Origin of the sequence: Rhodococcus sp. NPDC056960 (assembly GCF_042674125.1) — a bacterium.
GTDB lineage: Bacteria > Actinomycetota > Actinomycetes > Mycobacteriales > Mycobacteriaceae > Rhodococcus_F.
Genome location: NZ_JBHURF010000001.1, coordinates 200,275 through 213,623, shown reverse-complemented (window position 1 = coordinate 213,623; position 13,349 = coordinate 200,275). Strand labels below are relative to the sequence as shown.

Genomic DNA, 13,349 nt, shown 5'->3' with positions numbered 1-13,349 from the left:
ACTCCGCAGGGGCGGTCGAAAGAATCAGGCTCGCAACATTTCTCGCAAATCAGACCTATCGGGCACGACGGCGGAGCGCGACGGCGAGGATCGTCCCCAGCACCACCACGGCGCCGGCGACGCCGATTCCCCACACCGTTCCCGGCGCGTGCTCCGACACCTCGTCGGCGACCGACTGCGCCCGGGCATGCTCCTGCACCCGGGCCACCGCGCCCGGCAGCACCTGGATCGGCGGAAGCGGACCCTCCCGCGCCTCGGACGCGATCAACAGGTCGCCGGTCTCGGTGAACGCGACCGACTCCCCTTGTGGCTGCTCCGGCACGTGCGCGCGCACCACGGGACCCGCGGCGAACGCCGCGGCCACATCGCCGTCCGGCGCCGAGAACAGGAACACGTCGGAGTAGCTGCGGACGGCGGCGACGGTCCCGTCCGCGGACACCGCGCCGCCGGTGAACATCGTCGAATGCAGGGCTGGGGCGGTGGTGCCGCTGCCGGTCGTTGCGTTTTCGGCGCCGTTCGTCTCCGAGACGTCGAGTGTTCCCACCTTCTCGAGCGGGGTCGGACCGGGACTCGCGAGTTGGCCCACCGCGACCCCGCCTGCGGGCCGGTACACGTTGCCCGCCCCGAACACTTCCTTCGTGACGACGATCGGCGTGCCGTCGCGCTGGACGAGTACGGTCTCCGCGTCGTGGGGGCCGTCCGGATACGTCAGCCGGTGCAGTTCGCCCGCACCCGTCACCCGGTCCATCGCGATCAGGGCCACCGTGTCACGTCTGCGCCCGTTGTCTCCGGTGTCGGCCAGCCACAGCCGCCCGTCGGGACCGGACGCCGCGTCCTCCACGTCGTAGGGGTCGATCGGCAGCGGAAGCCACCGCTGCACGGCGCAGTTGCCGTCCATCACGGCGACGGCGCGATCGGAACCGCTGTCACCGACCGCATACAGAAGCCCTCCGGCGGAGACGAGCCCCGACAACTCCTCCAGCGAGGCCTCGTCCGGAGTTCCGACCGCGGAATCGTCGGGTGTGCAGAGTGGACCGAATTCCGACGCGTCGACGGTGGTCTGATCCCGGAAGAACGGCTCGGCGGATCCCACACCCGCCGCGGCGATCGGGGCGCACGCCGCGAGGACGGTGACCGCCACCCGGGCAGTCCACCGCGAGGGGTCAGGCACTGCCGTTGTACTGAACCAGTGCCGACGCCAGCGCTTCGGGCACCCGCGCGTGGACGCGCGTGCCGTCTTCCTCGTGGGACGAGTCGAGTATCTGACCGTCCGAATGAATTCGCGCCATCAGGTCTCCCCGGTTGTACGGGAGGAGAACGCTGACCTCGATCTCCGGACGGACCAGGACGTCGCTGAGATGCGCTCGCAACTCGGCGATGCCTTCTCCGGTCCGCGCGGAGACGAACGACGCACCCGGGAGGAGGCCGCGCAACTGCGTCAGCGTGACGGGATCGGCCGCGTCGATCTTGTTCACCACGATCAGTTCCGGCGGCGCCGCGGCGTCGTTCTCCCGGATCACCTCCGTGATGACCTCGTGGACCGCTTTGATCTGATCCGTGGGCAGCGGATCGGAGCCGTCGACGACGTGCAACAGCAGATCGGCGTCCGTCACTTCCTCGAGCGTCGAACGGAACGCCTCGATCAGCTGCGTCGGCAGGTGCCGCACGAATCCGACCGTATCGGTCAGGATGTACTCGCGGCCGTCGTCCAGCGCCGCCCGCCGGGTGGTGGGATCGAGGGTCGCGAACAGGGCGTTCTGCACCAGCACCCCGGACCCGGTCAGCGCGTTCAGCAGGCTCGACTTGCCGGCGTTGGTGTATCCGACGATCGCGATCGACGGTGTCTCGCTGCGCAGACGCCGGGTGCGTTTGGTGTCGCGGGCGGCCTTCATGCCCTTGATCTCGCGCCGCAACTTCGCCATCCGCTCGCGAATACGACGGCGATCGGTCTCGATCTTCGTCTCACCGGGACCACGCAGACCCACGCCGCCGTTGCTGCCGGCGCGACCACCCGCCTGCCGGGACATCGATTCACCCCAGCCGCGCAGTCGGGGCAGCATGTACTCCATCTGGGCCAGCGCCACCTGCGCCTTGCCCTCCCTGGACGTCGCGTGCTGGGCGAAGATGTCGAGGATCAGGGCCGTGCGGTCGATGACCTTGACCTTGACGACCTTCTCCAGAGCGGTCAGCTGCGCGGGCGTGAGCTCACCGTCGCAGATGACGGTGTCGGCGCCGGTGGACAGGACGACCTCGCGGAGTTCGTCGGCCTTGCCGGACCCGATGTAGGTGGCCGCGTCGGGTTTGTCCCGACGCTGGACGAGGCCTTCGAGGACCTCGGATCCGGCGGTCTCGGCCAGGGCCGCGAGCTCGGCCATACTGGATTCGGCCTGCGCCGCGGTGCCCTGCGTCCAGACCCCGACGAGGACCACGCGTTCGAGGCGCAGCTGCCGGTATTCGACCTCGGTGACGTCGGTGAGCTCGGTGGAGAGCCCGGCAACTCGGCGCAGCGCGCTGCGGTCCTCGAGTTGCATCTCGCCGACCGATGGGCGCCCGTCGTCGTAGGCGAACTCGGTGGAGTCGGAGATCGGCGATTCTTCAGTGCGATGTGTTTTCGTCATACACCCTCATGATCCCACGGAATGACGAGGTCATGCACGCGCATTTCGCGCAGGGCGATCACGCGAGGCCGTTCCACCAGCCGTCGTCGAGGTTCCCGGACGCCACCAGGACCGACGGTCCGCGCAGCGTCGCCCGGCCGGCGGACAGCGTCACGGTGACCTGACCACCGGGAATACGGACCTTCACTTCACCGGAGTCGGCGCCGTCGAAGCGCAGCGCAGCGGTGGCCGCGGCGACCGTGCCGGTGCCGCACGACCGTGTCTCGCCGACTCCGCGCTCGTGCACCCGCATGTCCACGGCCCCGGATTCGATGCGGGTGAGGATCTCGACGTTGACGCCGTGCGGGAAGAAACCGGGATCGAAGCCCGGCGCGGCCGTCAGGTCGAGGGCCGACAGGGACGCTGCGGTGAGATGCGCATCGACGCAGGCGAGGTGCGGGTTCCCGACGTCGATGCCGATCCCGTTGAAGACCTTGCCGTCGAGGGTCGCGGCGCTGGTGCCCAGATCGCGGACCACCCCCATGTCGACGGTGACCTCGCCGAATGCGCCGTCGGCCGAGTGCACGATCACCGGTTTGCCGCCGGCGCGGCTGCCGACGACGAACTCGTCGCGCGTCTCGAGGCCCGCCGACCGGAGATAGTGGGCGAAGACGCGGACACCGTTGCCGCACATCTCCGCGATCGACCCGTCGGCGTTGCGGTAGTCCATGAACCAGTCGTCCTCGGACGTGCCGTCGGGGAGCTCGGTGAGTACACCGGCCGCGGCCAGCGCACCGGCCTTGGCGACGCGCAGGATTCCGTCGGCGCCGAGTCCGCGCCTGCGGTCGCACAGCGCCGACACACGGGGGGCGGACAGATCGATGCGGACGTCGGGATCCGGGAGGACCACGAAGTCGTTCTCGGTGCCGTGTCCCTTGCTGAAATCCATGCGCACCACTCTATCCAACGGTCTACGGGGTGCAGCTCATCTACGCTGCCGGGCGATTTCGTAGAGGGCGACGGCGCCGGCGGAGGGGGCTCCGAGCGAACTCGCGGCACCCCCGATCGGGATGTTGACGACCGTGTCGCATGCTTCTCGCCACGCGGCGCTCATTCCGCGGGTCTCGTTGCCGATCACGAGGACGGTGCCACCGCCGAAGTCGTGGGCGTCGATGGTGACGGAACCGGTCTCGTCCGTCCCGACGATGTGCAGGTCGGTTCCGGACGTCCGCCGGGTGTCGCGGAAGGCGAGTACGTCGTCGACGGACGACACCGTGACGACGGGCATCGCGAAGAGGGAGCCGGTGGAGGCCCGGACGCTCCGGGGGTCGAACGGGTCGGCGCCGTGACCGACGACGACGACGGCGTCGGCTCCGAACGCGTTGGCCGAACGGACGAGGGTTCCCAGGTTTCCGGGCGAGGTGGGCCGGTCGAACACGACGATCAGGGGTACCGACTGCAGCCGCAGGTCCTTCAGCCGCGGGGCCCGTGTCTTCGCGACGGCGATCAGTTCCGGCGCCGTGGTGGTCTTCTCGCCCAGCTCGGCCATCAGTTCGGCGCTGACACCGATCTGTTCGACGGAGCGGGAGGCGAGCAGTTCGCGTGCCCAGTCGGACAGCGGAGGTCCGTCGATGCGGTGCAGCAGCGATTCGATCGGCCAGTCGTTTTCCAGCGCGAGGTTGAGCGGACGCACACCCTGGATCAGGAAGCGTCCCGCCTTCGTTCGTTTGGCACGATTGGTGAGGTACGACTGCCATTGCTGAAACTTCGCATTGCGGCTCGTCACCATCAGGGACGAGACCGGGCGGTTACGTCCGGACGGGGTGCGGCTCATCGTTCTCCCAGTGTTCGATTCTCGCCCAGGGTGCGGATCACGATGTCCGCGAGGTCGGGGGCGCGTCCGTCGACCCACCGGATGCGGGGGTCGCGGCGGAACCACGACCGTTGCCTGCGGACGTAGCGCCGGGTACCGATGAACGTGCGTTCCTGCGCCTCGTCCAGGTCGTATTCGCCGTCGATCCACGCGAGCACCTGTGCGTATCCGATGGCCCGGGGTGCGGTGACGCCCTCGCGCAGTCCCACGTCGATCAGCCCGCGCACCTCGTCGACGAGTCCCCGTTCGAACATCAGCCGGGTGCGGAGCCGGATCCGGTCGTCGAGTTCGGCCGTGTCGCGGTCGACGCCGACGATGTGTGCGCCCCATCGCGGTTCGCCGATGTGCGGGGCGGACGCCGCGAACGGCTTGCCGGTGATCTCCACGACTTCGAGGGCCCGGACGAGGCGCCTGCCGTCGGTGGGGAGGATCGACGCGGCGGCGTCGGGGTCCACCTTCTTCAACTCGGCGTGGACGGCCGCGACTCCGTGGTCGGCGAGGACGGCTTCCCACCGGGCCCGCACCGACGCATCGGTGGCGGGGAAGGCCCACTCGTCGAGCAGCGACTGCACGTACATCATCGATCCGCCGACGATGACCGGCACGGCGCCGCGGGCGGTGATCGCCTCCACGTCGCGGACTGCGGCCTGCTGATAGTTCGCGACGGTCGCCGTCTGCGTCACGTCGAGCACGTCGAGTTGGTGGTGCGGGATTCCGCGGCGTTCGGGCGGGGGGAGTTTGGCGGTGCCGATGTCCATGCCCCGGTACAGCTGCATCGCGTCGATGTTGACGATCTCGCCGCCGAGCCGTTCGGCCAGGTCCAGCGCGAGATCCGATTTTCCGGTGGCGGTCGGTCCGACGACGGCGATCGGGGTGGGTGACGTCACGGACGCCACTCCCCCACGTGGTAGCCGACGCCGTACGGAGCCGCGCTGTACAGCGTCCGGCAGGTCGTGGGCGGTCTGCCGAACACGCCGGCGAGCACCTGCCACGGGACTCGCCCGCCGATGCCGAGGACCGCGCATTCCGCGGCGTCGAGGGCCAGCAGCGCGTCACGGTCGCCGGAGTCGAGGGCCGCGTCGAGCCTGGCCTGCACTCCCTCCGCCCGTGGGTCGAACGCGCCGGGCGCCTTCGCCGTGAGGGTGTTCGCACCGTCCGCGACGATCACCAGCCCACGCGGCTCGGGGTCACGGTCGAGTTCGGAACGCAGTTCCGCGCCGTACGCGGAGCACTGCGCCGGAGTGAGGTCGGCGGCGAGGATCCGCGCGTCGACGACGGCGTCGGGCGCGCACGTCCCCCGGATCCATCCCGCCGTCAGCGCCGCCAGCGGCAGGTCGGGGTCGGGCTCGCCGGCCGGACCGGGCCGCAACGCGACCCGTACGTCCACGCCGTAGCCGCGATAGGTGCCCTGGGCGCCGGGCGGCACCTGCACCGCGGCCGGCGCCGCTCCGACCGCCACCCATTCGGTGGAGAGCGCCGACAACGCCTTCGCGACCGCCTGCACCGCGTCCCGCAGCGGCGCCGTCTCCGCGGCCGCCGACCCGGTCAGTTCGGGGACCAGGAGCGGGGGTGACGGCACGAGGATGGCGGCAGTGAACACACGCGACACGCTAGTCGACCGGCGGCGGCGGCCCGACATCCGATTCGGGCGCCGCCGTCAATCGGTACCAACGCGGACCGTCCGACCTGATTCAATAGTCCACAGGGCCCGTACCGGGTTGAATGGAGCCAGCACCCGACCCGGGTCGTATGGAGCCAGTATTGCGTTTCAGGCAGCCGTGACGCGCGGCAGAGATGAGGAACCGATGACCGACAGCAGCGACGCGAAGCCCGCCGTGGAGCCTGCCGCTCAGCAGCACGACACACCGAAGCCCAGCGTCCCGAAGCCCGGTGCAGCCGCCAAACCGAATGCACCCAAGCCCCACCCCACACCGACGCACGCTCTCTCCGCCCCCGCCGTCGCCGCACCCCCACAGAGCGATCCGAGCAAGTTCGGCCGGGTCGACGACGACGGCACCGCCTGGGTCACGACCGCGGACGGGGAACGGCAGATCGGCTCGTGGCAGGCGGGAGACGCGGCGGAGGGTCTGGCGCACTTCGGTCGGCGCTTCGACGACCTGGCGACGGAGGTGGCGCTGCTCGAAGCCCGGCTCAGTTCCGGCGCCGGCGATGCGAAGAAGACCAAGGCCGCCGCGATCGCGCTCGCCGAATCCCTCCCGACCGCCGCGGTGATCGGTGACATCGATTCGCTCGCGGCCCGTCTCGACGTCATCGTCGCCGGCTCCGACGAGGCCGCCGCCCACGCCAAACACGAGAAGGAACTGTCGCGGCAAGCTCACACCGAACGTAAGGAAGAACTCGCCGCCGAGGCCGAGCACATCGGCGCCGAATCCACGCAGTGGAAGGCGGCCGGCGACCGGTTGCGCGAGATCCTGGACGAATGGAAGACGATCCGGGGGATCGACCGGAAGGTCGACGACGCCCTCTGGAAGCGGTATTCGAAGGCGCGGGAGGCGTTCAACCGTCGTCGCGGTGCGCACTTCGCCGAACTCGATCGTGAGCGCGCCGCCGCGAAAACGAAGAAGGAAGAACTCGTCGCCCGGGCCGAGGCGCTGTCCGACTCCACCGATTGGGGTCCCACCGCAGGCGCGTTCCGGGATCTGCTCGCCGAGTGGAAGGCCGCCGGGCGCGCGCCCCGCGAAGCCGACGACAACCTGTGGAAGCGGTTCAAGGGCGCCCAGGACGTGTTCTTCGCGGCCCGCAACGCCGCGTCCTCCGAACGCGACGCCGAGTTCGAGGAGAACGCGGTCGCCAAGGAGGAGTTGCTGAAGAACGCCGGTCACATCGATCCGTCCAAGGACATCGACGCCGCACGGGCGGCCCTTCGCGACCTGCAGGAGAAGTGGGACGCCATCGGCAAGGTTCCCCGCGAGCGGATGCACGACCTCGAGGGCAAGCTGCGGGCCATCGAGAAGCGCGTCCGCGACGCCGCGGACGAGGAGTGGCGTCGCACCGACCCGGAGGCACTCGCCCGGGCTGCCCAGTTCCGTGAACGGGTCTCCCAGTTCGAGGAGCAGGCAGCCAAGGCCACCGCTGCGGGCAAGACGAAGGACGCCGAGAGCGCCCTCGCGCAGGCCAAGCAGTGGCGGGAATGGGCCGAGGCGGCCGAGGGCGCCGTCAGCGGCCAGTAGTCGCGACCGCTAGCCGACGTTCCAGTCGCCGCGTCGCTCCGCTTCGGCGGCAGCGGCGCGGCGTTCCTCTTCCGCGGCCAGTTGCAGCGCGGTCCGGCTCCAGACCACCTTCAACCAGTGGAACGTGAGCACGATGACCGTGAGCCAGCCGATGATCAGCCCGATTCCCGGTCCTGCCGCCTCGACCCCCGGCGCCGGCGTCTGCCGCGACCAGATGGCGAGCATGCCGAACACGATCGACACCGCGGTGCCGGCCAGGGCCACCCAGGCGAGGGCCCATCGGCGGGTGACGAGGGCCAGCATCGACACCACGACACCGAAGACCACCTCGAACCACACGAACAACCGTGACGGCAGGGCGATCGTCTCGGCCTGGGCGTCGTCGCCGTACACGAGGACCTCCCAGCCGTTGGCGACGCCGGAGTGCGGCAAGGTGAGCGAGCCGAGGAGCACCACGACCGCGATCGCGACGACGAGTGCACGCGCGCCGGGGTCGATCTCGCCGGCCACCTTCTTCTCGGCGTCGTCGAAATCCTTCAGGTAGCTCTCGATCGGCTCGTTCTCGTCACTCGGACCGGTGTCACCGGGCCGGTGTCCGTCGTTCCGCTTGTCGTCGGACGAGGAGGTCATGCGTTGCATCCCATCTGAGCGGGTAGTGGTGCGGGCGCACCGATCTGCGGTAGTCCGAGCCCGACGCCGATCGGCGGAGTCTTGGGGGTGACGCCCTTCTCGAAGGAGTCCCCCGCGCGGGTGCGGCGGTGGGTCAGGACCGGGGTGTCGGCGACGAGGTGGTGCGGGGCGGCGGCGCTGACGACGATCGTGACGACGTCGCCCGGCCGGATGTTCCCGTCGAGGTTTCCCTCCGGCCGGAAGTGGACGAGCCGGCCGTCGCGGGCGCGGCCGCTCATCCGGGCGGTCTCCGCGTTCTTGCGGCCCTCTCCGGCCGCGACGAGCAGTTCCACCTCGGCTCCGACGAGCTTCTGGTTCTCTTCGAGCGTGATGGCTTCCTGCAACGCGATGAGACGCTCGTACCGTTCCTGGACCACGGCCTTGGGCAGCTGTTCGTCCATCTCCGCCGCCGGGGTGCCGGGCCGCTTCGAGTACTGGAAGGTGAAGGCACTGGTGAATCGCGCCTGCCGGACGACGTCGAGCGTGTCCTGGAAATCCTGCTCGGTCTCACCGGGGAAGCCGACGATGATGTCGGTGGTGATCGCCGCGTGCGGCATCGCGGTGCGCACCTTCTCGATGATCCCGAGGAACCGCGACTTCCGGTAGGAGCGGCGCATCGCCTTGAGCACGCGGTCCGAACCGGACTGCAACGGCATGTGCAGCTGGGGGCACACATTGGAGGTCTCGGCCATCGCCTCGATGACGTCGTCGGTGAACTCGGCCGGGTGCGGAGACGTGAAGCGGACACGCTCGAGGCCGTCGATCTCGCCGCACGCGCGCAGCAGCGCGGCGAACGCCCCGCGGTCGCGGGGCTGGTCCGGGTCGGCGAAGGACACGCCGTACGCGTTGACGTTCTGTCCGAGCAGCGTGACCTCGACGACGCCTTCGTTCACCAGCGCCTGCACCTCGGCGAGGATGTCGCCCGGGTGGCGGTCGACCTCCTTGCCGCGCAGCGCGGGCACGATGCAGAACGTGCACGTGTTGTTGCAGCCGACGGAGATGGACACCCAGCCGGCGTACGCGGACTCTCGCTTGGCGGGCAGCGTCGACGGGAACGCCTCCAAGGCGTCGAGGATCTCGACCTCGGCCCGCTGGTTGTGGCGGGCCCGGTCCAGCAGGGCGGGGAGCGAACCGATGTTGTGGGTGCCGAAGACGACGTCGACCCACGGCGCCTTCTTCACGACGACGTCGCGGTCCTTCTGCGCCAGGCACCCGCCGACCGCGATCTGCATGTCGGGGTTCTGTTCCTTGGCCGGCGCCAGATGACTCAGGTTGCCGTACAGCTTGTTGTCGGCGTTCTCGCGCACCGCGCAGGTATTGAAGACGACGAGGTCCGGCGCCTGCCCGGTTTCCGCCTTCGTGTAGCCCGCGTCCTCGAGCAGCCCCGACAGCCGCTCGGAGTCGTGCACGTTCATCTGGCAGCCGTACGTGCGCACCTCGTAGCTGCGGCGAGGGTTCTGGTCGATCGTGTCCACGTATGCCAGGGTACGGCCCGCGCCAAATCGCCTCGTCGCGGCCGGTGTGCGCCAGGACACACGGTCGACGCCCGACAGTAAAGTTTCCGTGACATCCCGAGGATTCTCGGAGCAAATGGCAGGCCCACCCGCCCCCAGCACATAGGGTCATCGACTATGACGCAAGCCGACGACGCGACGCCGACACCCTCCACGGGCGCGGCCCCGTCCATGATCTCGATGAAATCGGTGAACAAACACTTCGGCGCCCTCCACGTCCTGCAGGAGATCGATCTCGAAGTCCCCCGCGGGCAGGTCGTGATCGTCCTCGGACCGTCCGGCTCGGGGAAGTCGACGCTGTGCCGGACCATCAATCGGCTCGAGCCGATCGACTCCGGCGAGATCGCCGTGGACGGCAAGGTGCTGCCCGCCGAGGGCAAGGCGCTGGCGGCACTGCGCGCCGACGTGGGCATGGTGTTCCAGTCGTTCAACCTGTTCGCCCACAAGACGATCCTCGAGAACGTGATGCTCGCACCGGTCAAGGTGCGGAAGAAGAGCAGCGCCGACGCGAAGACCAAGGCCTACGAGCTTCTCGAGCGTGTCGGCATCGCCAATCAGGCGGACAAGTATCCGGCGCAGTTGTCCGGCGGCCAGCAGCAGCGGGTGGCGATCGCCCGCGCGCTCGCCATGGATCCCAAGGTCATGCTGTTCGACGAGCCGACGTCCGCACTCGACCCGGAAATGGTCAACGAGGTTCTCGATGTCATGACCTCACTCGCCAAGGAAGGCATGACCATGCTCGTGGTGACCCACGAGATGGGCTTCGCCCGCAAGGCGGGCGACCGGGTCCTCTTCATGGCCGACGGCCAGATCGTCGAGGACTCCGAACCCGCCACCTTCTTCACCGCTCCCAAATCGGAGCGCGCGAAGGACTTCCTGGGCAAGATTCTCAGCCACTGACCTGCACGGGCGCCACCCCGGCGCTCGGTCGGTCCACCGTGCTCCACAGGCAACAACCGTCATTTTCAATGGGAGGAACTCGATGAGGATCAATCGCTCGATTCGTGTGGGAATCGGCGTCATGGCGCTCGCCGTCGTCGCATCTGCCTGCGGCGGAGGTGAGGAGAAGAGCGCGTCCCAGAGCGCGTCGGAGGGCAAACTGACGGTCGGCATCAAGTACGACCAGCCTGGCCTCGGGTTGCGCAACCCCGACGGATCCTTCAGCGGTTTCGACGTCGAGGTCGCCGAATACGTGGCAGGCAAGCTGGGCGTCGCCCCGGAGAACATCCAGTTCAAGGAGTCCCCGTCGGCTCAGCGCGAGACGCTGATCCAGAACGGCGAGGTCGACTACATCGTCGCCACATACTCGATCACCGACGCCCGCAAGGAGAAGGTCGACTTCGCCGGCCCGTACTTCATTGCCGGACAGTCGCTCCTGGTGAAGTCCGACAACACCGACATCACCGGACCCGATTCGCTCAACGGCGGAAAGAAGCTGTGCTCGGTCACCGGCTCCACCCCCGCGCAGAAGGTCAAGGACCAGTACGCGCAGGACGTGCAGCTGCAGGAGTTCGACACGTATTCGGCGTGCGTCGAGGCGCTGCGTAACGGTGCAGTCGACGCCGTCACCACCGACGACATCATCCTCGCCGGCTACGCGGCGCAGTACCCGGGCGAGCTGAAGGTGGTCGGCCAGCCGTTCACCGAGGAGCGCTACGGCATCGGCCTGGCCAAGGGCGACGACGAGACCCGCGCCAAGATCAACGACGCCATCGAGGCGATGATCGCGGACGGCTCGTGGGCGCGCGCGTTCAACGAGACCGTCGGCGCGTCGGGCTACCCGATTCCCGCCCCGCCGACCGTCGATCGGTACTGAGCAACTCACGCATCCGGGTCGGACGGCTCCCCTCCGGGGAACCGTCCGGCCCGTTCGACACCAACCACCGGTGACCTGGGGAGACGGTAAGTGGACCTACTGAGCAAGTACGGCGATCAGCTGATCGACGCGTTCTGGACGACGGTGCAGCTCACCGTCTTCTCGGCCGTCGGTGCTCTGATACTCGGCACCATCCTGGCGGCCATGCGGGTGTCGCCGATCCCCGTCGCACGGGGCGTCGGCACGGCCTACGTGACGATCTTCCGCAACACTCCCCTGACCCTCATCATCATCTTCTGCTCGTTCGGCCTCTTCCAGACGATGGGCGTCAAGCTCGCCCCCGAGCAGTCGCCGACCTTCTTCGAGCAGAACAACTTCCGGCTCGCCGTACTCGGACTCAGCGTCTACACCGCGGCCTTCGTCTGCGAATCGCTGCGGTCCGGCATCAACACCGTGCACGTCGGACAGGCGGAGGCCGGCCGGTCGCTCGGACTCACGTTCTCCCAGAACCTGCGCCTGATCGTGCTTCCGCAGGCGTTCCGGGCGGTCACGGCTCCGCTCGGCAGCGTGCTGATCGCCTTGACCAAGAACACGACGATCGCCTCGGTGATCGGCGTGGCGGAGGCATCGCTGCTGATGAAGGAAATGATCGAGAACGAGGCGGCAATCTTCGTCGTCGGTGGCATCTTCGCGCTCGGATTCGTGATCCTGACCCTGCCGATGGGGCTCCTGTTCGGCTACCTGAGCAAGCGATTCGAGGTTGCACGATGAGCAATTCCGCCACCGTCCTCTACGACGCGCCGGGTCCGAAGGCGAAGAACATCTATCGCCTGATCTCCGTCGCCGTCGCCGTCGTCTTGCTGGGAATCGGCTACCTCGTCTACGCGGCCCTCGACGACAAGGGACAGCTGACGTCGGCGAAGTGGGATCCGTTCACCGAGTCGACGTCGTGGACCACCTATCTGATCCCCGGTATCCGCGGCACCCTCGTAGCCGCCGCCGTGTCGATCCTGTTCGCGCTGATCCTCGGCGCGATTCTCGGCATCGGCCGCCTGTCGGACCATCGGCCGGTCCGATGGGTCGCCGGCGGGATCGTCGAACTGTTCCGCTCCATCCCGGTGCTGATCCTGATGATCTTCTCGTACCAGCTGTTCGCCGAGTACGAGGTCTTCAAATCGAAGTACCTTGCGCTCGCCGCGGTCATCGTCGGCCTCACGCTGTACAACGGCTCGGTGATCGCCGAGATCGTCCGGGCCGGCATCAACTCGCTGCCCAGGGGGCAGAGCGAGGCAGCCATGGCGCTGGGCATGCGCAAGAGTCAGGTCATGCGCACCATCCTGCTTCCGCAGGCCGTCACGGCGATGCTCCCCGCGATCATCTCGCAGATGGTGGTGGCCCTGAAGGACTCCGCGCTCGGTTACCTCATCGGCTACGTCGAAGTGGTGCGCTCCGGTCAGCAGCTCGGCGCGTTCTACGGCAACTACCTGCCCGCCCTGATCGTCGTGGCGATCATCATGATCGTGCTCAACTCCACCCTCACCGTGGTCGCGACCAAGGTCGAGAAGCGGCTCCGCGCCGGCAAGAAGGGGGGAGGCGGCCCCAAGGGCGCCGGCCCCGAACTGCCGGCGGTGTCGGTTCCGGGTATGGACATCACCGACAAACGGTTGATGTGACGTTCGCTTTGCACGA

Annotated in this window: 13 protein-coding genes; 5 read left to right on the top strand and 8 right to left on the bottom strand. The window is 68.5% G+C overall.

Features of this window, described 5'->3' with window-relative positions; genetic code table 11:
- Positions 1-55: 55 nt before the first annotated feature.
- The 6 genes from ACFTWF_RS01115 to ACFTWF_RS01090 are packed head-to-tail and all read right to left on the bottom strand — an operon-like array spanning position 56 to position 6,070.
- Entirely contained in the window at positions 56-1,171 is a 1,116-nt protein-coding gene (locus ACFTWF_RS01115; protein WP_378459461.1) for a hypothetical protein, read from the bottom strand.
- A complete protein-coding gene (gene hflX, locus ACFTWF_RS01110; RefSeq protein WP_378459460.1) occupies positions 1,164-2,618 on the bottom strand; it encodes a GTPase HflX in 1,455 nt (484 codons plus the stop codon). Before hflX ends, ACFTWF_RS01115 begins: the two co-directional genes overlap by 8 nt.
- A 58-nt stretch (positions 2,619-2,676) precedes the next feature.
- Positions 2,677-3,546, bottom strand: coding sequence for a diaminopimelate epimerase (gene dapF / locus ACFTWF_RS01105; protein ID WP_378459459.1), 870 nt, complete (start codon positions 3,544-3,546; stop codon positions 2,677-2,679).
- A 36-nt stretch (positions 3,547-3,582) separates the two neighbouring features.
- Positions 3,583-4,431, bottom strand: coding sequence for a TrmH family RNA methyltransferase (locus tag ACFTWF_RS01100; protein WP_378459458.1), 849 nt, complete (start codon positions 4,429-4,431; stop codon positions 3,583-3,585).
- On the bottom strand, positions 4,428-5,357 hold the full coding sequence (gene miaA, locus ACFTWF_RS01095) for a tRNA (adenosine(37)-N6)-dimethylallyltransferase MiaA (RefSeq protein WP_378459457.1): 930 nt from the start codon (positions 5,355-5,357) through the stop codon (positions 4,428-4,430). The genes ACFTWF_RS01100 and miaA overlap by 4 nt, the downstream gene beginning before the upstream one ends.
- Positions 5,354-6,070 carry a class III extradiol dioxygenase subunit B-like domain-containing protein gene (locus ACFTWF_RS01090; RefSeq protein ID WP_378459456.1) on the bottom strand — a complete coding sequence of 239 codons (717 nt, stop codon included), beginning with the start codon at positions 6,068-6,070 and terminating at the stop codon, positions 5,354-5,356. Before ACFTWF_RS01090 ends, miaA begins: the two co-directional genes overlap by 4 nt.
- 205 nt (positions 6,071-6,275) lie before the next feature.
- Between ACFTWF_RS01090 and ACFTWF_RS01085 the strand changes: the two genes are divergently transcribed.
- Entirely contained in the window at positions 6,276-7,661 is a 1,386-nt protein-coding gene (locus ACFTWF_RS01085; RefSeq protein WP_378459455.1) for a DUF349 domain-containing protein, read from the top strand.
- A 9-nt stretch (positions 7,662-7,670) separates the two neighbouring features.
- Here the strand turns inward: ACFTWF_RS01085 and ACFTWF_RS01080 are convergent, their stop codons facing one another.
- The gene (locus tag ACFTWF_RS01080; protein ID WP_378459454.1) at positions 7,671-8,291 is read right to left on the bottom strand and encodes a hypothetical protein; all 621 of its coding nucleotides are present in this window, start codon (positions 8,289-8,291) and stop codon (positions 7,671-7,673) included.
- Positions 8,288-9,805, bottom strand: a complete 1,518-nt coding sequence (gene miaB / locus ACFTWF_RS01075) for a tRNA (N6-isopentenyl adenosine(37)-C2)-methylthiotransferase MiaB (RefSeq protein ID WP_378459453.1) — start codon at positions 9,803-9,805, stop codon at positions 8,288-8,290. Before miaB ends, ACFTWF_RS01080 begins: the two co-directional genes overlap by 4 nt.
- A gap of 210 nt (positions 9,806-10,015) precedes the next feature.
- Here miaB and ACFTWF_RS01070 point away from each other — a divergent pair, with 210 nt between their 5' ends.
- From ACFTWF_RS01070 to ACFTWF_RS01055, 4 genes are all read left to right on the top strand, one after another.
- The gene (locus ACFTWF_RS01070) at positions 10,016-10,744 is read left to right on the top strand and encodes an amino acid ABC transporter ATP-binding protein (protein WP_378459775.1); all 729 of its coding nucleotides are present in this window, start codon (positions 10,016-10,018) and stop codon (positions 10,742-10,744) included.
- An 82-nt stretch (positions 10,745-10,826) separates the two neighbouring features.
- On the top strand, positions 10,827-11,660 hold the full coding sequence (locus ACFTWF_RS01065) for a glutamate ABC transporter substrate-binding protein (protein ID WP_378459452.1): 834 nt from the start codon (positions 10,827-10,829) through the stop codon (positions 11,658-11,660).
- Positions 11,661-11,750: 90 nt separating this feature from the next.
- Positions 11,751-12,431: an amino acid ABC transporter permease gene (locus ACFTWF_RS01060; protein WP_378459451.1), complete on the top strand. Its 681-nt coding sequence runs from the start codon at positions 11,751-11,753 to the stop codon at positions 12,429-12,431.
- Complete coding sequence (locus tag ACFTWF_RS01055; protein WP_378459450.1) at positions 12,428-13,333, top strand: amino acid ABC transporter permease; 906 nt, start codon at positions 12,428-12,430, stop codon at positions 13,331-13,333. The genes ACFTWF_RS01060 and ACFTWF_RS01055 overlap by 4 nt, the downstream gene beginning before the upstream one ends.
- Positions 13,334-13,349 lie beyond the last annotated feature (16 nt).

Coding starts and splice junctions, on each gene's coding strand:
- hflX (WP_378459460.1), bottom strand. CDS start 2,618: ATGACGAAAACACATCGCACTGAAGAATCGCCGATCTCCGACTCCACC.
- dapF (WP_378459459.1), bottom strand. CDS start 3,546: ATGGATTTCAGCAAGGGACACGGCACCGAGAACGACTTCGTGGTCCTC.
- ACFTWF_RS01100 (WP_378459458.1), bottom strand. CDS start 4,431: ATGAGCCGCACCCCGTCCGGACGTAACCGCCCGGTCTCGTCCCTGATG.
- ACFTWF_RS01085 (WP_378459455.1), top strand. CDS start 6,276: ATGACCGACAGCAGCGACGCGAAGCCCGCCGTGGAGCCTGCCGCTCAG.
- ACFTWF_RS01080 (WP_378459454.1), bottom strand. CDS start 8,291: ATGACCTCCTCGTCCGACGACAAGCGGAACGACGGACACCGGCCCGGT.
- ACFTWF_RS01070 (WP_378459775.1), top strand. CDS start 10,016: ATGATCTCGATGAAATCGGTGAACAAACACTTCGGCGCCCTCCACGTC.
- ACFTWF_RS01065 (WP_378459452.1), top strand. CDS start 10,827: ATGAGGATCAATCGCTCGATTCGTGTGGGAATCGGCGTCATGGCGCTC.
- ACFTWF_RS01055 (WP_378459450.1), top strand. CDS start 12,428: ATGAGCAATTCCGCCACCGTCCTCTACGACGCGCCGGGTCCGAAGGCG.